The sequence below is a fragment of the Buchananella hordeovulneris genome (assembly GCF_001907235.1).
In the GTDB taxonomy this organism is placed as follows: Bacteria; Actinomycetota; Actinomycetes; order Actinomycetales; family Actinomycetaceae; genus Buchananella; species Buchananella hordeovulneris.
This window is the reverse complement of sequence record NZ_MQVS01000002.1, coordinates 125014-146757: the sequence shown is the minus strand read 5'-3', so window position 1 is coordinate 146757 and position 21744 is coordinate 125014. Positions and strand designations below refer to the sequence as shown.

The window sequence follows — 21744 nt, the reverse complement described above, 5'->3', positions numbered from 1 at the left end:
GAGACAACAAATGACCGACAACGAGATGTTGCCCGTGGAGAACGGATGCCAGGGCGGCGGCTGCGGCTGCCAGGAGCAGAACGAAGAGATGGAAGCTTACGACGGCGACGTGACGATCGCGTGGGCGGGGCTGCCCGACGACGACCCGGAGCAGACCCCCGAGCTAGAGGTCATCGCCACCGGGTGGGCCTCCCAGGCCGTGGGCGCGCACATCGACAAGTTGGTCGCGGACCGGGTTGCCTCGCGCCTCTTCGCCCAGGACGCCACCCTGTGGGGGCCGGCTGCCGAAGCTGAGGCGTCCATCCGCCTGGGGTGGACGCAGCTGCCTGAGACCTCGCGGGCGCTGGTGGAGCCGATCGTGGCGCTGCGAGATGAGTTGCGAGCGGCGGGCATCGACCGGGTGGTGCTGGCCGGTATGGGGGGCTCCTCCCTGGCACCGGAGGTCATTACCGGCACCTACGGGCAGGACCTAGTAGTGCTCGACTCCACGGACCCGGATCAGGTGGCGCGGGGCTTGGCCGGTGACCTGGCGCGCACCGTGCTCGTGGTGTCGTCCAAGTCAGGCGGCACGGTGGAGACCGATTCGCAGCGCCGCATCTTTGAAAAGGCCTTTGCCGACGCCGGGCTGGACGTCAAACGCCACATCGTGGTCGTTACCGACCCCGGTTCGCCGCTCCACGAGGCAGCCACCGCCGCCGGCTACCGGGTTTTCGAGGCCGACCCCACGGTCGGGGGCCGGTTCTCGGCCCTGACCGCCTTCGGTTTGGTGCCGACGGGGCTGGCGGGTGTCGACATCGCCCAGCTCCTGACCGACGCGGCCGCCGTGGCGCCCGCCTTGGCGCGGGACGCGGCCGACAACCCCGGGCTAGTGCTGGGGGCGGCCCTGGCAGGCACTAAGCCACTGCGCGACAAGTTGGTGCTGGTCGACGACGAGTCCGGGTTGTTCCATTTTGGTGACTGGGCCGAGCAACTGGTGGCCGAATCCACGGGCAAGGACGGCGTCGGCCTGCTGCCGGTAGTGGTCGGGGAAGACGGACCGGAGGTCGGGGACGAAGTGGCCGCCGATGTGCTGCCGGTCGTCCTCTTCGACCGCGACAGCGAAGAAGTGGTGCTGGAGGAACACGGGGTGCACGTCGGTGCCAAGCTCGGTGCCGCCATGCTCCTGTGGGAGGTGGCGACGGCCGTTGCGGGGGTGCTGCTGCGCATCAATCCCTTCGATCAACCGAACGTCGAATCCGCCAAGGCTGCCGCCCGCGAGCTGCTGGATAACACCCCCGAGCCGGAGCCCTATGCCTTTGTGGAGGACGGCATTGAGGTACGGGCCGACGCGGAGCTCCTGGGCGAGTCCACCACGGTGGCAGGTGCCGTGGAGGCCCTGCTAGGGAAGCTGGGGGCACGCGGCTACCTGGCGGTGATGGCCTATCTTGACCGGGAGGGGCACAGCGCCGACCTGTTGGCGCCGGTGCGCGCGGCGCTGGCGGCCCGCACCGGGCGACCGGTCACCTTCGGCTGGGGGCCACGCTTCCTGCACTCGACCGGGCAGTTACACAAGGGTGGAGCCCCCGACGGCGTATTCCTGCAGATCACCGGGGAGGCACAGGCCCAGTTGGACATTCCGGGCCGCAGCTTCGATCTGGCTACCCTGATCGCGGCCCAGGCCGCCGGGGATGCCGCCGTCTTGGCCGGCCACCACCTGCCGGTACTGCGCCTGCATGTAACCGACTCCGCTGCCCTGCAGCGCCTAGCCAGCCTCCTCTCGGCATGACGGGCTCGACACAGGCGGGCGCCGCACAACTCGCTCAGCTGCGTGATCCGCTCGATCGCCGCCTGCCCCGCGTGGCAGGCCCCTCGGCCTTGGTCATTTTTGGGGTCACCGGTGATCTGGCGCAAAAGAAGCTGCTGCCAGCTGTCTACGACCTAGCGGCCCGTGGATTGCTGCATCCGGCGTTTACCCTCATCGGCTACGGTCGGCGGGACTGGAGCGACGAGCAATTCGCCGAGGTGGTGCAGCGGGCCGTGCAGGCACACGCCCGGATGCCATTCGCGGAGGAGACCTGGCAGCAGTTGGCGCGCGGTATCCGTTTCGTCACGGGTACTTTCGCCGACGACGCGGGCTTCGATCGGCTGGCCGCCACGCTCGCCGACGTCGACGCCACCCGCGGGGTGGGCGGCAACCACGCCTTCTACCTGTCGGTACCGCCGAACTCCTTTGCCACCGTGTGTCAGCAGCTGGCGCGCGTCGGCCTGGACCAGGAAGAAAGCGGCTGGCGACGGGTCATTATCGAAAAGCCCTTCGGGCACGACTTGGCCTCCGCGCGCCAGCTGGATGCCACCGTGTCCCAAGTTTTTCGGGAGGAGTCGGTCTTCCGCATCGACCACTACCTGGGCAAGGAAACTGTGCAAAACCTCCTGGCCCTGCGGTTTGCCAACACCCTGTTCGAGCCGGTGTGGAACGCCAATTATGTCGACCACGTCCAGATCACGATGGCGGAGGACATCGGCATTGGCTCGCGTGCGGGTTACTACGACGGCATCGGAGCTGCCCGCGACATCATCCAAAACCATCTCCTGCAGTTACTGGCCCTAACCGCCATGGAGGAACCGGCGTCCCTGGATCCGGATAATCTGCGGCGCGAGAAAATCAAGGTGCTGGAGGCGGTGCAGGTCCCCGACGACTTGTCGCAGGCAGGCGCGCGGGGGCGCTACGGTGCGGGCTGGCAGGGGGGCACCCAGGTGCGGGCCTACGTGGAGGAGGACGGTATTTCGTCCGACTCCGTGACTGAGACCTACGCGGCGGTGCGCCTGTTCATCGCCAACCGTCGCTGGGCTGGGGTGCCTTTCTACCTGCGGGCCGGTAAACGGCTCGGACGCCGAGTCACCGAGATTGCCGTGGTGTTCAAGAAACCCCTCCACTCGCCTTTCCACGATGCGGAGATCGACGGGTTGGGGCACAACGCCCTGGTGGTGCGGGTGCAGCCCGACGAAGGGGTGACGCTGCGGTTCGGGGCCAAGGTGCCGGGCACCGCCACCCACGTGCGGGACGTGACCATGGACTTTAACTACGGGCACGCCTTCACCGAAATATCGCCGGAGGCCTACGAGCGACTCATCTTGGATGTGTTGCTAGGTGATCCGCCGCTTTTCCCCCGCCAGCAGGAGGTCGAGCTGTCCTGGCAGATCCTCGACCCGATCCTCGCCCACTGGGCGGCGCAGGGGCCACCCGAGACCTATGCGCCCGGCTCCTGGGGGCCACCAAGCGCCGACGAGCTGCTGGCGGCCGACGGCCGGGCCTGGCGACTGCCGTAAGGAGGAAACATGATCGTCAAACTTACGGAGACCACCTCCGCAGCGGTCGCCGCGCACCTAGCCGAACTGCGCGAGTCCGGGCTCGCCCCGGCCCTCGGTCGGGTCTTCACCCTCATCGTGGTGGTCCCCGAGGCCGCCGAGGTGGAGGCGGCCCTAGCAGTAACCACGCAGGCCTCCAAGGAGCACCCCTGCCGCGTAATCGTCGTCAGTGGCACCTGCGTGGAGGGAGACAACGAGCCGCAGGCGGGCGTATTAGACGCCGAGATCCGGGTGGGGGCGGAGGCGGGTGCCTCCGACGTGGTGATCCTGCACGGGCGCGGCGACGTCGGTAGCCCGCAGACCCTCGTCACCCCGTTGCTGCTACCGGACTCGCCGATCGTGGTGTGGTGGCCAACCGATCCGCCGCTGTCCCCCAGCAGCGATCCGTTGGGCCGCATCGCCCACCGCCGTATCACCGACTCGCGGGAAACCGCCGACCCGGTGGCACGCCTGCGAGAACTGGCCAATCAGTACGTGCCGGGAGATTCCGATCTATCGTGGTCGGGGGTTACCCTGTGGCGTGCCATGCTCGTGCTGGCGGCCTCTGAACCGCCCCTCAGCGCGATAACCGGCGTCGACCTGTACGGCAACGGACAGCACCCGGCGATGCGCATGATCGGTGCCTGGCTGGCCCTCAAACTGGACGTGGAGGTGCGCATGCACCAGGTGGCGGGGGCCGCCACTATCTGCCGCGTCGAGCTGCACCGGCAAGGCGGGGACGTCGTGCTGGACCGCGTTGACGGCTCGCCGACGGCCGTGCTATCGCGCCCCGGAGTGCCAGATGTGCGAGTGGTGCTGCCGCGGCGGGCGACAGCGGACTGCCTGATGGAAGAGCTGCGCCGTTTGGACGTCGATGCCACCTACGGCCAAGTCATCACGACCGGGCTGGACAAGGTCGCGGAGGTGGTGCTGTGACCGTGCAATTTGTCGGCGCCGCCGACAAGGCCGCGGCGGCGCGCCTAGCGGCCAACCTGTTGCGGGAGTGCCTGGAAGTCTGCGCAAGCGAAGAACGACCAGCACACGTCGCCCTGACAGGCGGCGGCCTGGGAATCGCGATGCTCGCTGCCCTGTCGGCAGACGAGCTTCCCGCCGCGACGTGGGCCAACGCCCACTTCTGGTGGGGCGATGAACGGTTCGCGCCTGCCGACCACCCGGACCGTAACTCGCGGCAGGCCGAGCTGGCCCTGCTGGATCACCTGCCCGTGCCGACAGCTCACGTGCACCGGGTAGCCGGGCCCGAGTCCGGCGACCTGGACGCGGCCACCGCGGCCTACGCAGCGGAGCTGGCGGCCCACGGTCCGCCGGAGGGTTTCGACATCGTTTTCTTAGGGGTGGGACCAGACGGTCACATTGCTTCCCTCTTTCCCGGGCACGCCGCCTTGGCGGCAACGGGACTAACGGTGGCCGAGCCTGCCTCTCCGAAACCGCCCGCCCAGCGGGTCTCGCTCACCTTGGCAGCGCTGGCCACCGCGCGGGTTACGGTGTTTCTCGCTGCCGGAGCAGAAAAAGCCGAGGTGGTGCGGCAGGTGGCCGCCGGGGGCAGTCAGCTGCCTGCGGCCCTGTTAGAGGAGCAAGCCACCGGCGCCACCCTCTGGCTCGTGGACGACGCCTCGGCGCAGCACCTAGGGCAACCGGACTAACCCCACCCCGTCTCAGGTTATTTCCAGCCGCACACCAGCCCAGCGGCCTACCGCCAAGGCTTAAGGTTTTTGGTGGCCTACTGGAAAGGAAAGACACATGCGACGGGGCACAGCGGTCAGTTGGTTAACCATGGTCCTGGCGGGCGGTTTCGTTGGCGCGTGCTCGGCCACGCCCACCGCGGACGAGGCGACGGCGCCGCCGACGGCAGTAACCAAGACGCAGGCGTCCTCACGCACCGCCTTGCCCTCCCCCACCAGCTCCCCAACGATGGAGTCTGCCGCCCCCAGCCAGAGTGCCGCCCCAGTCCCCTCCGCGGAGAGCCAAGACCCCGCCAGCCCGGCAGCCGCCGATCCGGCCGCGCTGCCGGGCTGGCGCATTGACTTCTTCGACGATTTCGAGCAGCCGATTACCGACTCGCAATGGGAGCGTTACGGCTGGGGCGACCCGCCCGTGGGACAGGGCGCAATGGGCATCCGCTCCCAGGACGAAACCTTCACGCGGGACGGCAACTTGGTGGTGCGCACCCGCTACACCGACGGGCAGTGGCGCTCCGGTGGGGTCAGCTCGAAACAACTGTTCTCTGCTTCGCGTGGCCGGTGGGAGGTGCGGGCCAGATTCCCGCAAGCCAAAGGAATCGGCTACGCCTTCCTCCTCTGGCCCGTGGATGAGGGCTGGCCCCCCGAGATCGATTTTGCCGAGGGACACGCCAATGGCCCGCAGGTGATGGGCGTCTATCACTGGGATCCGGACAACAAGCAGGAACATCGTTTCTTCGATAACCCATCGATGGACCAGTGGCACACCTATGGGGTGATCGTCGAGGACAAGCGCATCATCTTCACCTTCGATGGGGAGGAATGGGGAAGAATTGACCACCCCCAGGTGACGGATAAGCCGATGTTCGTGGGCTTCCAGGCGGGGGCGATGGATCCCCACAATGCGGCGCCCTACACCGAGGTGGTTGACGGCGGGGTGCCCGGCCCCCTGACCCCCGCCACCGCCGAGATAGAGATCGACTACGTGGCCCACTACGTTCCCGACTAATGTGGCGCCACCCGCGGCCCGGGACGGCCGAGGGCGGAGACACACAACGTCTCCGCCCCCAATGTCCGGGCTGCCTATTAGACAGGAGCCAATCGGCGCGCTAACAGTCGCCGACCACTATCACCGCAGCGTCCGGCGCTGGCGAAGCGCCTCCAGCGCCTCGGCGAGCAGCGCTTGTCCTTCCGCATCCGACCGCCGTTCCTTGACGTAGTCCAGGTGGGATTTAAACGGCAGGCTGCGCTGCGGTGCCGGGGCCTGCTCGACGTAGCGGGCCGCCTGATTTCCGCACGTAGCGCAATCCCACAGCTCGGGGATTTCCACGTCCGCACTGCTCACGAACACGGTCACAGTTTCGTGCCCATCAGCACAGTGGTAGGTCACCTCTTGCCGGGGGGCCAACTCTACATATGAACCCACGCCCCGCGAGGGCGCTGCGCCAATCCGCGAACCGCGGATCGCTGATCCACTGCCGGCCATCAGCGGCTCAGAATGCCGAGCAGGACGATGGTGACGAACCACACGAGCGCGATGGCGATCGTGATGCGGTTCAGGTTGCGCTCGGCGACACCGGAGGAAGACATCGCCGAGGAGACACCGCCGCCGAAGAGCTCAGACACGCCGCCCCCCTTGCCCTTGTGCAACAGCACCGTTAGCACCAGGAAAAGGCTCGAAATGACGAGCAGCGACTTCAGCAGGATCGAAACGAAGTCCACAACTGATCCATTCGTAGGGAAAACAATTGACTTGGTGCGCTAAACACCAGGCAACATCATACGGCACGGGCGGTGCCGCCCCGTACCTTAGGGACCGGGGCGGCACCACGCGTTACTAGGCGGAGAACTGCGCGATCTTGGCGAACTCCACGGCCTGCAAGGAGGCACCTCCCACTAGCGCGCCATCGACGTCTTCCTTGGCCATGATGTCAGCCACGTTGGACGACTTCACCGAGCCGCCGTACAGCACCCGCACCTTGTCGGCCACCTCCGCACCGAAACGCTCGGCCAGGCGCGCCCGAATAGCGCCGCACACCTCCTGCGCGTCCTCCGGGGTTGCCACCTCGCCGGTGCCGATCGCCCACACCGGTTCGTAGGCCACCACTGACTTGGCGACCTGCTCGGGGGTGAAGTCCGCGAACATGCCGTCGATCTGTGCGAGGACGTAGGAGACCTGCTCCCCGGCCTTCCGCACGTCCAGTCCTTCGCCGCAGCACAAAATCGGCGTCATCTCGGCAGCCAGCGCCACCAGCGCCTTCTTCCCAATCAGGGCGTCGGTCTCGCCGTGGTACTCGCGGCGCTCGCTGTGCCCGACCACCACGTAGCTCACTCCCAGGCGGGAGAGCATGGTGGCAGAGATTTCCCCGGTGTAGGCGCCCTTGTCGTGCACCGACACGTCCTGCGCGCCGTAGCGGATGGCCAGCTTGTCGGCCTCCACCAGGGTCTGCACCGAGCGGATGTCTGTGAACGGAGGCACGACGACAACCTCAACGGCCTCGTAGTCGTGGCCAGCGTCGCCCAAGGCCAAAGCCAGCCCCTGCACTAGGTGAATGGCCTCGAAGTGGTCGAGGTTCATCTTCCAGTTGCCCGCCATCAGCGGAATACGGTTCGTCATGTCAGTCCTCCAGGACAGCAATACCGGGGAGGGTCTTGCCCTCCAGCATTTCGAGGGATGCTCCACCACCGGTGGAGATGTGGGAGAAGGTGGACTCGTCGAAGCCGAAGCTCCGCACGGCCGCGGCCGAGTCCCCGCCGCCGATGACCGAGAAGGACTCGCCCTGCGACAGCGCGGTGGCCACGGCGCGCGTGCCCTCGGCGAAAGCCTCGAACTCGAAGACCCCCATCGGGCCATTCCACACGACGGTGCGGGCGTCAGCCAGCTTGCTGGTAAACAGCTCCCGGCTGGCCGGGCCAATGTCTAGCCCCATCTGGTCGGCAGGAATTGCGTCGACCGCCACCACGCTGGCCGGGGCGTCGGCGGCGAACTTGGGGGCCACCACGACGTCGACCGGCAGCACGATCTCCACCCCGTTTTCCTTGGCGCTGGTCAGGTACCCCTGAACGGTGGCAACCTGGTCCTCTTCCAATAGCGAGGTGCCAACCTCGTGGCCGAGCGCCCGCAGGAACGTGTAGGCCATGCCGCCCCCGATGAGGATGCGGTCCGCCTTAGACAGCAAGTTTTCGATGACGCCCAACTTGTCGGACACCTTCGAGCCGCCCAGCACCACGGCGTAGGGGCGCTCGGGATCCGTGATGGCCCGCGACAGCGACTCGATTTCCTTCAGCACCAGCTTGCCCGCCGCACTCGGCAGCACCTTGGCCACGTCGTACACGGAGGCCTGCTTGCGGTGCACCACACCGAAACCATCGGAGACGAACGCATCAGCCAGGCTCGCCAGCTCGCCCGCCAGTTCCTCCCGTTCGGCGTCGACCTTGGAGGTTTCGCGCGCATCGAAGCGGATGTTCTCCAGCAGCAGCACCTGCCCGCTCTCCAGCGCCGCGGCCTTCGCCTTCGCGTCCTCACCGACAACGTCGGCAGCCAGCACCACCGGGGCCTCAAGCAGCTCTCCCAGCCGCTTGGCCACAGGCGCCAGCGAATAGTCCGGGTTAACCTGCCCCTTGGGGCGGCCGAGGTGGGCCATCACGATGACGGCGGCCCCCTGCTCAAGCAGGTAATTCAAGGTCGGCAGGGCCGCCCGGATCCGCCCATCATCGGTGATCTGGTCGCCGTCCAGTGGCACGTTAAAGTCTGAACGCACCAGCACGCGCTTGCCGCGCAGGTCGCCCAAAGTTTGCAGCGTCTTCAATTCCTTTTCCTTTACGGTCGCAACGTATCTACGAATTCGGCGGCGCCCGCGCCCGCGAGTGAACGCGTGCGTGGGCGCCGCCGGGTTACAAACCTTGAGGCTTGTTGCTCAGAGGCGCTCGCCGACGTAAACGGTCAGGTCGACCAGTCGGTTGGAGTAGCCCCACTCGTTGTCGTACCACGACACGACCTTGACCTGGTCGCCGATGACCTTGGTCAGGCCAGCGTCGAAGATCGAGGAGTGAGCGTCGGTGACGATGTCGGTGGAGACCAGCGGCTCCTCCGAGTAGGCCAGGATGCCCTGCAGCGGGCCCTCAGCGGCCTCCTTGATGGCGGCGTTGACCTCTTCCACGGTGACCTCACGCGCAGCGGTGAAGGTCAGGTCGGTGGCGGAACCGGTCGGGGTCGGCACCCGCAGAGCGTAGCCGTCCAGCTTGCCCTTCAGCTGCGGCAGCACCAGCGCCACCGCCTTGGCGGCACCGGTCGAGGTCGGCACGATGTTCAGGGCCGCGGCGCGGGCGCGACGCAGGTCCTTGTGGGGAGCGTCCAGCAAACGCTGGTCACCGGTGTAGGCGTGCACGGTCGTCATCAGACCACGCTCGATGCCGAACTTTTCGTCCAGCACCTTGGCCAGCGGGGCCAGGCAGTTGGTGGTGCAAGAAGCGTTGGAAATGATGGTGTGCTTCTCGGGGTCGTACTCGGTGTGGTTCACCCCGACCACGAAGGTGGCGTCTTCGTTCTTCGCCGGGGCGGAGATGATGACCTTCTTGGCCCCACCCTCGATGTGGGCCTTGGCGGCCTCGGCGTCGGTGAAGAAACCGGTGGACTCGATAACGATGTCGACGTTGTGCTCGCCCCACGGAATGTTCTTCGGGTCGCGCTCAGCGAAACCGACGATGCGCTTGCCGTTGACGGTGATCGACTCGTCGTCGTAAGAAACCTCGGCGTCGAGACGGCCGAGGATCGAGTCAAACTTGAGCAGGTGGGCGAGGGTCTTGTTGTCCGTCAGATCGTTGACGGCGACGACCTCGATGTCCGCACCCTGCAGCAGCGCAGCGCGGAAGAAGTTGCGGCCGATGCGGCCGAAGCCGTTAATACCAACGCGGATGGTCACGATTGTCCTCCTGAAGTGCGCCTGGGCGCACGAAGTCGTCGATGCAAGTGGCGCCCAACGGGCACCAGTCCGGCGAACCATAGCTTGGCTCACTGTGGACTGGTATTACGTTACACGCACGCGGCGGAATCTGCCGTGGCCAACGTCCCAACTTTGTGACTGTCGCCATCGGCGAACAACGATTTCGACGCTCGCGTGGCGGCGAACATCACATCTCGTCGAGCAGCTCACTGTTCAAAGCCGCCTCGGTATCCGGAATGTTCAGCTCGGCGGCCCGTTTGTCCGCCATCGCCAACAGGCGACGGATCCGGCCCGCCACCGCGTCTTTCGTCAACGGCGGATCCGTCAGCCGACCGAGCTCCTCCAAGGAGGCGTTGGGGTTGGCCACCCGCAGGCGCCCAGCCTCCACCAGATGTGCCGGAATCTCCTCGCCGAGAATTTCAAAAGCTCGCGAAACGCGGGCTCCGGCCGCCACGGCCGCCCGCACGGAACGCCGCAGGTTGGCGTCGTCAAAATTGGCCAGCCGATTGGCGGTGCCGCGGGCCTCCCGCGTCATGCGCCGCTCTTCCCAGTGCTGCACCGACTCGGTGGCCCCCATCAGCTTAAGCAGGGCGGCGATCTGGTCGCCGTCCCGAATAACGACGCGCACTCCCCCGCGCGCCTCCCGCGACTTGGCGATCACTCCCAGGCGCCGAGCGGCGCCCACCAGCGCAAGCGCGGACTCCGGACCGGGACAGGACACCTCCAACGCCCCGGAACGGCCCGGCTCGGTGAGCGAGCCGTGGGCGATGAAGGCTCCCCGCCAGGCCGCGACGGCTTCCGGAATCGTGCCCGAGACGACCTGCGGCGGCAGTCCCCGCACCGGGCGACCGTTGCCGTCGATGAGCCCCGTGTAGCGCGCCAGCTTCTCACCGTCCTGGACCACCCGCACGAGGTAGCGTTTGCCGCGCCTTAGGCCCCCCGCGATGACCACCAGCTCGCTGTCGACCTGATAGAGCGACCGAATGGCCTCCCGCAGACGGCGAGCACCAATGCCGGTATCGAGCTCCGACTCCACCACCACCGAGCCGGCCACAATGTGCAGGCCGCCGGCAAAACGCACGATGGCCGCCACTTCAGCCCGCATTTCCTGCAGGCGAGCAGGCTTGACGCGCGCCAGCTCGTCCTTGACCTCTACGGTCATCGACATACAGCTACCTCCCTTAGCTTCCAGCGGCAATAATGGCCGAAGTCCGCAGGATACGCACTAAACCGGGCCACTAGCGTTAGTCGATGTCCCCCACCAAACCGTCACAAGCGTCCCGAAAAGCCGCCGCTAGTCGCAACTCGTCGTGGACAGCGTGATCATCGGCACGATGTACCTGCCGGAGGGTAACACGGGCCCCACTGGCGCTAGCGGCCCGATCGAGGGCCGCGATGTCGTCGACCTGGCTGGGGTCTGCCACGATCACATCGAGACGAAAGTCGGGCGCATGCCGCAGCAGCACCTCGACGTGGTCGGCGGCGCTCATACCCTCAGTTTCGCCCCGCTGTGGCACCAGGTTGAGGGTGAGAATGCGGCGGGCGCGCGTGGCCACCAGCGCTCGGCGCAGGGCCGGCACCAGCAGGTGCGGCAAGACGGAAGTGAACCAGGAACCGGGGCCCAAAATTATCCAATCGGCCTCCCGTACAGCCGCTATGACGCGCTCGTCCACGTGCGGATCGGCAGGCAGCAGGCACACACTTTGCACTGCTGGGGTAACGGCGACCCGTGACTGCCCACGCACCACCACCTCCTGGCCGTCGACCAGCGCGGTGGCCTCGATCTCGAGCGGCTCGCTGGCCATCGGCAACACCCTCCCTTTGGCCCCCACTAGCCGCCCGATGTAGTCCAGGCCGTCAATTGGGTCCCCTAGCTGTTGCCACAAGCCCATGATGAGCAGATTGCCGAGCGCATGATTGTCGAGCGGCCCGGTCGAGTGGAAGCGATGCTGCAGCACCTGGGCCCACAGTTGCTGCCGGTGGAGATCCCCGCACAGCGCGGCCAACGCCATCCGCAGGTCCCCCGGCGGCAGGGCGCCAAACTCGTCGCGCAACCTGCCGGAGGAGCCCCCATCATCGGCGACCGTCACCACAGCGGTTAAGTTGGTGGTGAGGTGGCAGGCCGCCCGCAGCGCGGCGTACAGCCCGTGCCCCCCTCCCAGCGCCACGATGCGCGGTCCGGCCTGCCCAGTCAACATGGGCTACTCGCGCCCGAGATCCCGGTGGGAGACTTCACAGGCGTACCCGGCCTGCCGCAGCAAATCGCCGAGGTGCTCCGCCATGGCCACTGAGCGGTGCTTGCCTCCCGTGCAACCGACCGCCACCGTGGCATACGGCTTGAGCTCGGACTGGTAACCCGCCAGCACCAACTCAAGGGCGGCAACATACTTGCTGGCAAAATCCTTGGCGGTGGGCAAGTCAAGCACGTAATCGCGCACCGGTGCGTCTTTCCCGGTCAGGTGACGCAGCTCGGTGACCCAGTAGGGATTGGCTAGGAAACGCATATCAACCACGTGGTCGGCGTCGAGCGGGATGCCGTACTTGAAGCCGAAAGACACCAGGGCGATGCGCAAGGGAACGTCCTCGGCGGCAACCACCTCCCGAACCTTGCGTGCCAGATCATGCACGTTGAGGTTGGTGGTGGAGATGACGACGTCGGCCCGGGCCCGCAGGGGCGCTAGCAATTCCCGCTCGGCCCGGATGGCGTCGAGCATGCGGCCTGAGCCCTGCAGCGGGTGCGGACGGCGGTTGTACTCGTAGCGCCGCACTAGTTCGTCGTCAGCGGCGTCCAGGAACAGGATGCGAAATGCCACGCCCTTATCCCGTAACTCGTCAAGCACCGAAATGAAGTCGGCGAAAAACTCCCGGCTCCGCACATCAACTACCACCGCCAGGCGATGGACCCCACCAGCCGCCGCCGTCATCATGCCGCTCATCGCGGTAATCATGCGGGGTGGCAAGTTATCGACCACGTACCAATCGAGATCCTGTAGGGCCATCGACGTGCGGGAGCGGCCCGCCCCCGACATGCCAGTGATGATCAACAACTCGGGCCGCGGAGTTGGTTCCAGCACCGCGTTGGCGTCGAGCTGCGGAATGCCTTCTGGCACGGTCTGTGGGTCTTCGGGGTCACGTTGCGTCTGCGCACTCATGGCGCTAGTTTGCCACGACTAGCCGCCCCCGGCTGGCCCGCCACCCCACCGTTCGGACCAGTTTCCGGGCAGCGAGCCGGGTGGGCCGAAAGAGAACCTTCGGCCCACCCAAACAGCTATCCAGCAGGGCTACTTAGCGCAGGTGCCGTCGCAGCTGCTGATCGGACAGAGCGCCTTGCCCCCCGACCACCCACACACGTGCGGGATCGAAATTACGCAGGCCACCGAACCGGAGATCCTGCCGCTGTCCCTGCGGGGGCACCAGGATCAGCGACGAGCGCAGGTGAGGCGCCAAGGCCCCGGCGGTCAGGGCGTCGGGGAAGTTAGCGCCAGAAGCAGCCACTACCCCGCCCCGGCCCCCCAGGGCCTGGGCCACCAAGACCGAGGTCTCGTAACGGTTACCGCCGACGATGACCTTGGCGCTGGTGTGCGAGCTCACCGCCGCGGCCGCCTTGCCGCCGATGGCGTACTGACCGGACACCCCCTGCCCCATATTTAGGGTGGCCCGATCCACACGCGGGCCAGAGGTCAGCAGGACAAAGCCCCCGTTGGCGGCCGCGGCCGCCCCGGCCGCCAACGTGTCGGGGAAACTGGTGCCGTCGGCGTAGAGCACCACCCGGTTCCAACCCCGGCTCTTCAGCTGCGAAGCGACCTGTTGGGCGGTCTGGACCCGCGACTTACCGGCCACGCGCGTGACCCGGTAGCCCTTGGCCCGCAGTTGGTTCTCCTTGGCCCGCGAGACGGAACCGTAGCCACCCACGATCACCACCGCCCGCGTCCGCCGTTGCTGCAACGCCGCCAGCACGGTGGGCTCCAACTGATCGCGAGAAACCGTCACCAACAAGCCGTTGCGGTAAGCGGCCGCCAGCGGACCGGCCACCGTGGAATCAGCAAAATTGCTCCCGGAGACCAAGACGGCGGTGTCGCCGGTGAAGCCCGCCCGGGTGTAGACGTCGGCGGCGGTCCGCACCCGGTCGCGGCCGGCGTAGCGAGCGATCGCCGGCTTGTTAATCGGGGTGCCTGGCCACGGCCGGGCACTATCGCCCGCGCCCACGGCCGTCGGGTACTGCGGCACGTGGCGGAAGGTGTGGTTCATGTAGGTCTGGTGGAAATCGACCTGCCGCCACCCGCTGGGGAAGACCACAGCCGTCTGCACGGTGGCGCACCCATTGGCGCGGCACATCCGCGAGGACGAGAAGAGGGGTTGGCGCAGGGAAGAACGCTGCCAGCCGGGCGCGTAAATGTTTTTGCCGCTGAGGTAGGCCAGCCGCGAGAAAGCGGCGTCGGTGGAGTGGGTGAACACCTGGAAGTAAGCCTGCGGCTGGTTGGCAGCCGTCGGGCAGTAGGTGTTGGTTACCCCGCCCGGGAGCCGGGAACCTAGGTGCCGATTCACAAAGGAGGCAACGACTTCGCGCGGCACCAAGTATTCCTCGCCCGCACCGTCCCGACTGAGCGTCAGGTAATTGCGGCCATCGGTCGCTGCAATGTTAGAGACCGCCGACACAATGCCTACTACTTCGCCAGCACTGTTGAAGACCGGCCCACCGGAGTCTCCGGGCACTGCCCAGGTGCTGCCCCCCATAGTGGTCAGTCGCTGGCCGCACAAGATGGGCAGGGTGCTTTGCCCAGTGATGCGTTTGCTGGCCGAGCGGCGCACGGCGGTGGTGTCACTGCGGCGATCCCAGCCGTAGCCAACCTGCGTCACGTTGTCGGTGCGCGCCGGATTACGCGCCGCGATTGAATAGATCGGCACGCCGATTGCGGGCCGGGACAGTTCCAGCAGCGCCAGGTCGGAATAGGTGTCCAGGATTTGCCGCTTCACGCCGATGGGTTTGCTATTTCTGGAGATCCGCTGCTCGAAGACGACCGCCAGGTCCCGGTTCGGGAACGAGGTGGCGGCACCGACTGCGTCCTGCCGGTTGGTGAGACAGTGGCGGGCCGTGAGCACCCAGTTCGAGCGAATCAGCACGCCGGTGCACATTCTGTCGTTTCCGATGGCGATGAAAGCGGCCCCCTGGTGGCGGAAGTCATTCGGGGCGGGCTGCAGAATGAGGGGCTCTGCGCTCGGCGGCGGTGGCAGCGGCAGCTCGTCGCTGTCCTCGGTAGGCTCCGCGCGCGGGGGCAAGGTCTCGTCCGCCGGCGGCGCAGTCGGTTCCGCCGGCGCGGCAGGCGCCGGAGTGGGCACGTCGGTGTCCGACGGCAGTGCCGGGGCGGCGGGTGGCTCCCCCGGGGTCGGTTCCGAGACCGGCGGCTCGGTGCTGGGGGTCGGGAGTGGGCTCGGCAGGTCCGCGGCAGGTGCCTGCTCTTCCTCTAGCGCAGCTTCCCCGTCCGCGGTGGCAGGCAGCTCGGTCGCTTCCGGTGCGGCGCTCGGTTCCACCGGGATGCCGCTGTCCTCCTGTGCCTCGGGGGCAGTTGGTGCCGGGGTGGGCGTCGGCTCGACGCTCTGGTTCGGTGCGGCCGGAGGTTCGGTCTCGGGCGTCGGCTCGTCCGCGGGAGCGGGCAGCGGACTTTCGGCCTCCGTGGGCGGCTCCGGCAGGGAGGGTGAGGCGCTGTCCGTGGGGGACGGGCTGACATCCTCCTGCGGGCTCACTGTGGCCGCCGCGGTTGGATCCAACAGCTCGAGGAGCCCGGCGTTAATCTCTTCGACCTCGGGTCCAGTGCCGATGAGTGTGGAGTAATTCGGGGCATATTCCAGGTCTAAGTCGGCTACCGGTGCGTCATCGGCTGGCTCCAACAGCTCGGTGTCTGTCACTGCTAGCGGTGCCCCCGCCGGGGCCGCATACCCGACGCTCGGCACTAATACCGCACTACCGGCCAGGGTGACCGCCACTGCCAACGTGACGTGTCTGCGTTTCATCGTGTTCCTTTCAAGGGATGCTCCGCGGATCCGTCGGCACCCCGCCGGTCCGCACCGCAAACGATAGGGGACTTTCTTGCCCTTTTTGCGCCCTTTCCGCCCAAAAACACCACCAGAGCGCGCGCCAGCGCCCCGCTTGCGCCGCCAGTAACCCGAAACGACACGAAGCGACACAAATTTGGAGTGGCCGAAAAGAAAAATCACAGGAGGGAGCCACGGCAAGAATCTGGTGGGGCCCGGACCAGGTCCGGGCCCCACCCGCCTCAGCGCACGTGCACAGAGACCTGCTTGTCAGGCAGGGCGCCCGGTACACCAACTATGTAGACATCCCTAGCGTTCCAGTCACGCCCGCCCGCGCGCGCAGAGGGTCACGACGATTCCACCGTTGTAGGCGCGCACCAGCGGGGCGGTGAAACTCCTGCACCTGCCAGCCCGGCGGGAGCCAAATTTCCCGGTATTGGTTCAGGCACCCAGTGCCGCGGTAGCAGACCCGGAAGACCCCCAAGACGGCCCGGTCGCGGCTCCGCTGCCTGCCAATCACCTCCGCCAGCTGTGGGGCGGCCGTCTGCGGGGTGGTTAAGGAAAAATCCACCAGCAGGCTGTCAGCCTCGGCGGCCACGATGCCAGGAGCCTATTGGCGGTCTTCCTCGCTAAAACGTGTCATTTGCGACTTAAATAATTAGGTAATTACTTTCCTCACAGTCGCTCAATTTCTCGGTCCTTCGACCGCTTCCTGCAACGCGGCACGAATCGTGGCAGCGAGCGCCGGACCAATCCCCGGCACCTGCGCTAGTTCCTGTGCACTGGCGGCCCTAATGCCCGCCAAAGAGCCGAACTTTTTCAGCAGGGCCGCCTGCCGGGCGGGCCCCAGGCCGCTGATCTCGTCCAGGCGAGAGCGGGTCATCGCCCGCGACCGTTTCTTTCGGTGTGCCTGGATAGCGAAGCGGTGCGACTCGTCCCGCACCGCTTGCAGCAGGTGGAGAGCTGGGCTCGTGCGCGGCAGCACCAGCGGGAAATCCTCCCCCGGCACCCACACCTCCTCCAAACGTTTGGCTAACCCCACCACTTGCAGGTCGCTAATTCCCAGCTCGTCGAGCACTCGCTGAGCCGCATTGACCTGCGGCAGCCCCCCGTCCACCACCAGCAGGTCCGGCCGGTAGGCGAAACGCCGCGGTTGCCCGGTGTTTGGATCGAGCGGACCGGACACCAGGGCCACACCGTCGTCGTCCTCCCCCGTTTCTCCCCGCTCCTCCGCCTGCAAGCGCCGTAAGCGCCGCCGCAGCACCTCCCCCATGGCCGCCGTGTCATCGCGGGCCCCCGCCCCGTCCTGGCCGCGGATTACGAAGGAACGATAGGCGGATTTCTTGGGCACACCATCCTCGAACACCACCATTGAGGCCACCTGGTGCGTGCCCTGCGTGTGCGAAACATCGAAACACTCGATCCGCAGCGGGGCCTGCGTCAGGTCCAGAAAATCTGCGAGATCGGATAAGGCCTGTGCCCGCACCGTTAAATCCCCGGCGCGTTTGGCGCGGTGCAACGTCAAAGCTTGCTCCGCATTGGCGTGCACCCGGGCTGCCAACTCTTTTTTGTCCCCCCGCTGCGGCACCCGCACCGCCACCTGCCCACCGCGCAACTGGCGCAGCCACGCGGTGACCTGTTCGTGGTCTGTTGGCAGGCAAGGAACCAGCACCTCGCGCGGAATTGCCCCCGCCGCGCTGTGGTCGACGTCGTCGACGCTGGCGGCCCCTTGCTTCCCGGCCCGGCCGCGGCGGGCCCGCCCGGTCGCGGACATGTCCTGGTCCGTGGGGGTTGGACTGGCGGCTGCCGCGTAGTCGGCGGCCGCCCCGTAGACCTGGGTCAGCAACTTGGCGATCAGCTCGGCATCCTCCAGCTCCTCCACCAGTTCCACCACCCAGCCGCGCTGTCCCCGGATGCGGCCGCCCCGCACGTGGAACACCTGTACGGCGGCCTCCAGCTCGTCGCGGGCCAACGCAAAAACGTCGGCATCGGTCGCGTCCGGCAGCACGACGGCGTTGGCCTCCAACACCCGGTCGATGGCCGCCAGGTTGTCGCGCAGCCGGGCCGCCTGTTCATAATCCAGGGCCGCTGCGGCCGCCTGCATTTGCGAGCGCAGCTCAGCTATCACCCGTCCGGTGCGCCCCGCCATGAAGTCGCACAGATCCTCGGCAAGCTGACGGTGGGCACTCTGGCTGATGCGTCCCACGCAGGGAGCGGCACACTTGTCTAGGTAACCCAACAGACAGGGGCGGCCAGCGGCGGACGCCCGCCGAAAAACCCCAGCCGAGCACGAGCGCATCGGAAAAATCCGCAGCAGGGTGTCCACCGTTTGGCGGATGGCCCACGCGTGCGTGTAAGGACCGAAGTACCGCACCCCGCTACGCCGCGCTCCCCGCATAACCTGCACGCGGGGATAGTCCTCTTCGAGAGTCACAGCGAGGTAGGGATAGGACTTGTCGTCCTTATACATGACGTTGAAACGGGGATCGAATTCCTTAATCCACGCGTATTCCAGCGTCAGGGCCTCCACCTCGGTGGCCACCACCGTCCACTCGACCGCGGCGGCGGTGGTGACCATCTGCTGGGTGCGGGCGGGCAGGCCCGCCAGGTCCTGAAAATAGTTTGCCAGCCGGGCCCGCAGATTCTTCGCCTTGCCGACGTAAATGACCCGGCGTTGCGCGTCTAAGAACCGGTAGACGCCGGGACTGGTCGGGATGGTGCCGGGCGCAGGGCGGTAGGTTGACGGGTCGGCCACCTACTCCTCCAAGCTGCGCCCGCGGGCGGTTAGCAGTTCCCGCAGGAAGTGACCGGTGTGGCTGCCGGGGGTTACCGCCACCGCTTCCGGTGTGCCCTGGGCGATCACGCGTCCCCCACCGGCGCCGCCCTCCGGCCCCATGTCGATGATCCAGTCGGCGTTGGCGATGACGTCCAGGTTGTGTTCAATGACGATGACGGTATTTCCCTTATCAACCAGGGTTTGCAGCACCCGCAGCAGCTTGGCGATATCCTCCAAGTGCAGGCCGGTAGTGGGCTCGTCTAGAACATAGACCGTCCGCCCGGTGGAGCGCTTTTGCAGCTCACTGGCCAGCTTGACGCGTTGGGCCTCTCCCCCCGACAACGTGGTGGCGGCCTGGCCGAGGCGCACGTAGCCGAGCCCGACGTCCACCAGGGTCTGCAGGTGGCGGGTGATAGCGGGGTGGGCGCGGAAGAACTCGGCCGCCTCCTCGATCGGCATGTCGAGGACGTCGGCCACGGTCTTGCCCTTGTAGTGGACCTCCAAGGTTTCCCGGTTGTAGCGGGCGCCGTGGCAGACCTCGCACGGCACGTAGACGTCGGGCAGGAAGTTCATTTCGATCTTCAACGTGCCGTCCCCCTTGCAAGATTCGCAGCGCCCACCCTTGACGTTGAACGAGAAGCGCCCGGGTTTGTAGCCGCGAATCTTGGCCTCCGTGGTGGTGGCGAAAAGTTTGCGCACGTGGTCCCAGACGCCGGTGTAGGTGGCTGGGTTCGAACGGGGGGTGCGGCCAATTGGCGACTGGTCGACGTGAACGACCTTGTCAAGCAGCCCCAACCCATCGACTCGTTTATGCCGCCCCGGCACGCCCCGCGCCTTGTTCAGGCGCTGCGCCAGCACCTTGTAGAGCACTCCGTTGACGAGGGAGGATTTGCCGGAGCCGGAGACCCCGGTCACCGCCGTCAGCGTCGAGAGGGGAAACTGCACGGTGACATCCTGCAGGTTGTTCTCGCGCGCCCCAACGACCGTGAGTTTGCGGTCGGGTGCGAACGGGCGCCGGGTGGTGGGGATCGGAATCTCTTTGCGGCCAGCCAGATAAGCGCCGGTCAAACTCGCGGGATTTTCCAGTAGGGCGGGCAGCTTGCCCGAATGCACCACGCGCCCGCCGTGCTCCCCCGCCCCGGGACCGATGTCGACCACCCAGTCCGCAGTGCGAATGGTGTCTTCGTCGTGCTCCACCACAATGAGGGTGTTGCCGAGGTCCCGCAGCCGGGTCAAGGTCTCGATCAATCGATGATTATCCCGTTGATGCAGGCCGATGCTGGGTTCGTCGAGCACGTACAAAACACCGACGAGCCCCGCCCCGATCTGGGTCGCCAACCGGATGCGCTGGGCCTCACCGCCAGACAGGGTGCCCGCCGCCCGCGCCAGGGTCAGGTAGGTAAGCCCGACATCCTCAAGGAATCCCAAACGGGCGTCGATCTCTGTAAATATCTGGGCGGCGATGGCCCGCTCACGTTCCCCCAGCTCGACTTGCTGCAGGTAGCGGCGCGCCTCGACGATCGATAAGTTGGAAACCTCGGCAATATTGAGTTCCCCCACCCGCACCGCGAGCACCTCAGGCCGGAGCCGGGCCCCCTCACAGACCACGCACGGCACCTCCCGCATGAAGCCCTCGTACTGTTCGCGCTGTGAGTCGGACTCGGTCTCCGCGTGCTTGCGCGCCACGAACGAGGCCGCCCCCTCAAAACCGGTGACGTAGGAGCGTTCGCGTCCCCACCGATTACGGTAGGTGTGACGCACCTTCATGTCTTTGCCGTACAGCAGCAACTTCTTGGCCTTCGCCGCCAGGTCGCGCCACGGGGTGTCCAAGGAGAACCCTTCGGCCTCGGCAACTTCCCGGGCGCCGCGCAGGAAGTACTCGGGGTAGCCGCGCCACACGGAGATAGCTCCCTCCTCCACGCTGAGGTCCTCGTCGGGGACCAGCAGGGTCGGATCGACTTCCAGTTTGGCGCCGATGCCGGAGCACTCCGGGCAGGCCCCGTAGGGGGCATTGAAGGAAAAGGTGCGTGGTTCTATCTCCACCAGCGTCAAAGGGTGATCGTTTGGGCAGGCCCGGGTCTCGGAGAACCGCCGGGAACGCTCAGGGTCGTCGGCGTCCCGATCGACGAAGTCTGCCACCACCAGCCCTTCGGCAAGTTCCAGGGCGGTTTCCACTGAGTCCGTCAGCCGCTGGCGGATGCCGTCGCGCACCGCCAACCGGTCAACCACCACATCGATCGTGTGCTTGAGTTTCTTTTCCAGGGTTGGGGGGGCGTCGAGGCGCACCATCTCCCCGTCAACGATGGCCCGCGCGAATCCTCGAGCCTGCAGGTCGGCAAACAGCTCGGCGTATTCTCCCTTGCGTCCGCGCACCACGGGTGCCAGCACCTGAAACCGGGTCCCCTCGGCCTGCGACAGCAGGCGGTCGACGATCTGTTGCGGTGTCTGCGCGGTAATACGCTCGCCGCACTGCGGACAATAGGCGGTGCCTGCCCGGGCAAATAGCAGCCGCAGGTAGTCGTGCACCTCGGTGATGGTCCCGACGGTGGAGCGCGGGTTGCGGGAGGTTGATTTCTGGTCGATGGATACGGCCGGGGACAGGCCTTCAATGAAGTCGACGTCGGGCTTGTCCATGCGCCCCAGAAACTGGCGGGCGTACGACGAGAGGGACTCTACGTAGCGTCGTTGCCCCTCGGCGAAGATCGTGTCAAAAGCGAGGGAGGACTTGCCGGAACCAGACAGCCCCGTAAAGACGACAAGACTGTTGCGCGGCAGGTCAATGTCAACACCCTGCAGGTTGTGTTCGCGGGCGCCCCGCACTGAGATCGTGTCATGCACCTGGCCGAGTCTAATCCGCGCGCAAGCAAACATTTGTTCGAAACGCCGCGCGGAACAGTCTCCCGGCCGCGAACTGGTGGTTCGCGCGCAGGCCACTAAAGGCTAAAGTTGGGGCGTTTGGTAACGCGAGGAGGTC

Annotated in this window: 16 protein-coding genes; 5 read left to right on the top strand and 11 right to left on the bottom strand. The window is 66.6% G+C overall.

Features of this window, described 5'->3' with window-relative positions; translation table 11 throughout:
• Positions 1-10: 10 nt before the first annotated feature.
• The 5 genes from BSZ40_RS02465 (at position 11) to BSZ40_RS02445 (ending at position 6030) form a co-directional block, all read left to right on the top strand.
• Complete coding sequence (locus BSZ40_RS02465; RefSeq protein WP_222842727.1) at positions 11-1765, top strand: hypothetical protein; 1755 nt, start codon at positions 11-13, stop codon at positions 1763-1765.
• Entirely contained in the window at positions 1762-3306 is a 1545-nt protein-coding gene (gene zwf, locus BSZ40_RS02460; protein ID WP_073822989.1) for a glucose-6-phosphate dehydrogenase, read from the top strand. The genes BSZ40_RS02465 and zwf overlap by 4 nt, the downstream gene beginning before the upstream one ends.
• 9 nt (positions 3307-3315) lie before the next feature.
• Positions 3316-4260 carry a glucose-6-phosphate dehydrogenase assembly protein OpcA gene (locus BSZ40_RS02455; protein ID WP_073822987.1) on the top strand — a complete coding sequence of 315 codons (945 nt, stop codon included), beginning with the start codon at positions 3316-3318 and terminating at the stop codon, positions 4258-4260.
• The gene (gene pgl / locus BSZ40_RS02450; RefSeq protein ID WP_073822985.1) at positions 4257-4985 is read left to right on the top strand and encodes a 6-phosphogluconolactonase; all 729 of its coding nucleotides are present in this window, start codon (positions 4257-4259) and stop codon (positions 4983-4985) included. Before BSZ40_RS02455 ends, pgl begins: the two co-directional genes overlap by 4 nt.
• Positions 4986-5082: 97 nt before the next feature.
• The gene (locus tag BSZ40_RS02445; RefSeq protein WP_073822983.1) at positions 5083-6030 is read left to right on the top strand and encodes a family 16 glycosylhydrolase; all 948 of its coding nucleotides are present in this window, start codon (positions 5083-5085) and stop codon (positions 6028-6030) included.
• A gap of 120 nt (positions 6031-6150) precedes the next feature.
• On the opposite strand, the gene BSZ40_RS02440 is transcribed toward BSZ40_RS02445, so the two are convergent.
• The 11 genes from BSZ40_RS02440 to uvrA all read right to left on the bottom strand — a co-directional run bounded on the left by BSZ40_RS02440 (position 6151) and on the right by uvrA (position 21641).
• Entirely contained in the window at positions 6151-6507 is a 357-nt protein-coding gene (locus BSZ40_RS02440) for an RNA polymerase-binding protein RbpA (protein ID WP_073822981.1), read from the bottom strand.
• A complete protein-coding gene (secG, locus tag BSZ40_RS02435) occupies positions 6507-6743 on the bottom strand; it encodes a preprotein translocase subunit SecG (RefSeq protein ID WP_073822979.1) in 237 nt (78 codons plus the stop codon). The genes BSZ40_RS02440 and secG overlap by 1 nt, the downstream gene beginning before the upstream one ends.
• Positions 6744-6858: 115 nt before the next feature.
• Complete coding sequence (tpiA, locus tag BSZ40_RS02430) at positions 6859-7638, bottom strand: triose-phosphate isomerase (protein ID WP_073822977.1); 780 nt, start codon at positions 7636-7638, stop codon at positions 6859-6861.
• A gap of 1 nt (position 7639) precedes the next feature.
• On the bottom strand, positions 7640-8830 hold the full coding sequence (locus BSZ40_RS02425) for a phosphoglycerate kinase (protein ID WP_073822975.1): 1191 nt from the start codon (positions 8828-8830) through the stop codon (positions 7640-7642).
• A gap of 108 nt (positions 8831-8938) precedes the next feature.
• On the bottom strand, positions 8939-9943 hold the full coding sequence (gene gap, locus BSZ40_RS02420) for a type I glyceraldehyde-3-phosphate dehydrogenase (protein ID WP_073822973.1): 1005 nt from the start codon (positions 9941-9943) through the stop codon (positions 8939-8941).
• A 208-nt stretch (positions 9944-10151) separates the two neighbouring features.
• The gene (gene whiA, locus BSZ40_RS02415; RefSeq protein WP_073822971.1) at positions 10152-11132 is read right to left on the bottom strand and encodes a DNA-binding protein WhiA; all 981 of its coding nucleotides are present in this window, start codon (positions 11130-11132) and stop codon (positions 10152-10154) included.
• Between the two features lie 76 nt (positions 11133-11208).
• Positions 11209-12162 (bottom strand): gluconeogenesis factor YvcK family protein, encoded by a 954-nt coding sequence (locus BSZ40_RS02410; RefSeq protein WP_073822969.1) that lies wholly within the window; start codon positions 12160-12162, stop codon positions 11209-11211.
• 3 nt (positions 12163-12165) lie between these two features.
• Complete coding sequence (gene rapZ / locus BSZ40_RS02405; RefSeq protein WP_073822967.1) at positions 12166-13116, bottom strand: RNase adapter RapZ; 951 nt, start codon at positions 13114-13116, stop codon at positions 12166-12168.
• A 133-nt stretch (positions 13117-13249) separates the two neighbouring features.
• Positions 13250-15973: a cell wall-binding repeat-containing protein gene (locus BSZ40_RS02400; RefSeq protein WP_073822965.1), complete on the bottom strand. Its 2724-nt coding sequence runs from the start codon at positions 15971-15973 to the stop codon at positions 13250-13252.
• A 706-nt stretch (positions 15974-16679) separates the two neighbouring features.
• Positions 16680-18749 carry an excinuclease ABC subunit UvrC gene (uvrC, locus tag BSZ40_RS02390; RefSeq protein ID WP_073822961.1) on the bottom strand — a complete coding sequence of 690 codons (2070 nt, stop codon included), beginning with the start codon at positions 18747-18749 and terminating at the stop codon, positions 16680-16682.
• Positions 18750-21641: an excinuclease ABC subunit UvrA gene (gene uvrA / locus BSZ40_RS02385; RefSeq protein ID WP_073822959.1), complete on the bottom strand. Its 2892-nt coding sequence runs from the start codon at positions 21639-21641 to the stop codon at positions 18750-18752.
• Positions 21642-21744: the final 103 nt, after the last annotated feature.

Coding starts and splice junctions, on each gene's coding strand:
- uvrA (WP_073822959.1), bottom strand. CDS start 21,641: ATGTTTGCTTGCGCGCGGATTAGACTCGGCCAGGTGCATGACACGATC.
- BSZ40_RS02410 (WP_073822969.1), bottom strand. CDS start 12,162: ATGTTGACTGGGCAGGCCGGACCGCGCATCGTGGCGCTGGGAGGGGGG.
- BSZ40_RS02465 (WP_222842727.1), top strand. CDS start 11: ATGACCGACAACGAGATGTTGCCCGTGGAGAACGGATGCCAGGGCGGC.
- BSZ40_RS02445 (WP_073822983.1), top strand. CDS start 5,083: ATGCGACGGGGCACAGCGGTCAGTTGGTTAACCATGGTCCTGGCGGGC.
- BSZ40_RS02455 (WP_073822987.1), top strand. CDS start 3,316: ATGATCGTCAAACTTACGGAGACCACCTCCGCAGCGGTCGCCGCGCAC.
- tpiA (WP_073822977.1), bottom strand. CDS start 7,638: ATGACGAACCGTATTCCGCTGATGGCGGGCAACTGGAAGATGAACCTC.
- zwf (WP_073822989.1), top strand. CDS start 1,762: ATGACGGGCTCGACACAGGCGGGCGCCGCACAACTCGCTCAGCTGCGT.
- BSZ40_RS02440 (WP_073822981.1), bottom strand. CDS start 6,507: ATGGCCGGCAGTGGATCAGCGATCCGCGGTTCGCGGATTGGCGCAGCG.
- whiA (WP_073822971.1), bottom strand. CDS start 11,132: ATGTCGATGACCGTAGAGGTCAAGGACGAGCTGGCGCGCGTCAAGCCT.
- rapZ (WP_073822967.1), bottom strand. CDS start 13,116: ATGAGTGCGCAGACGCAACGTGACCCCGAAGACCCACAGACCGTGCCA.
- BSZ40_RS02400 (WP_073822965.1), bottom strand. CDS start 15,973: ATGAAACGCAGACACGTCACGTTGGCAGTGGCGGTCACCCTGGCCGGT.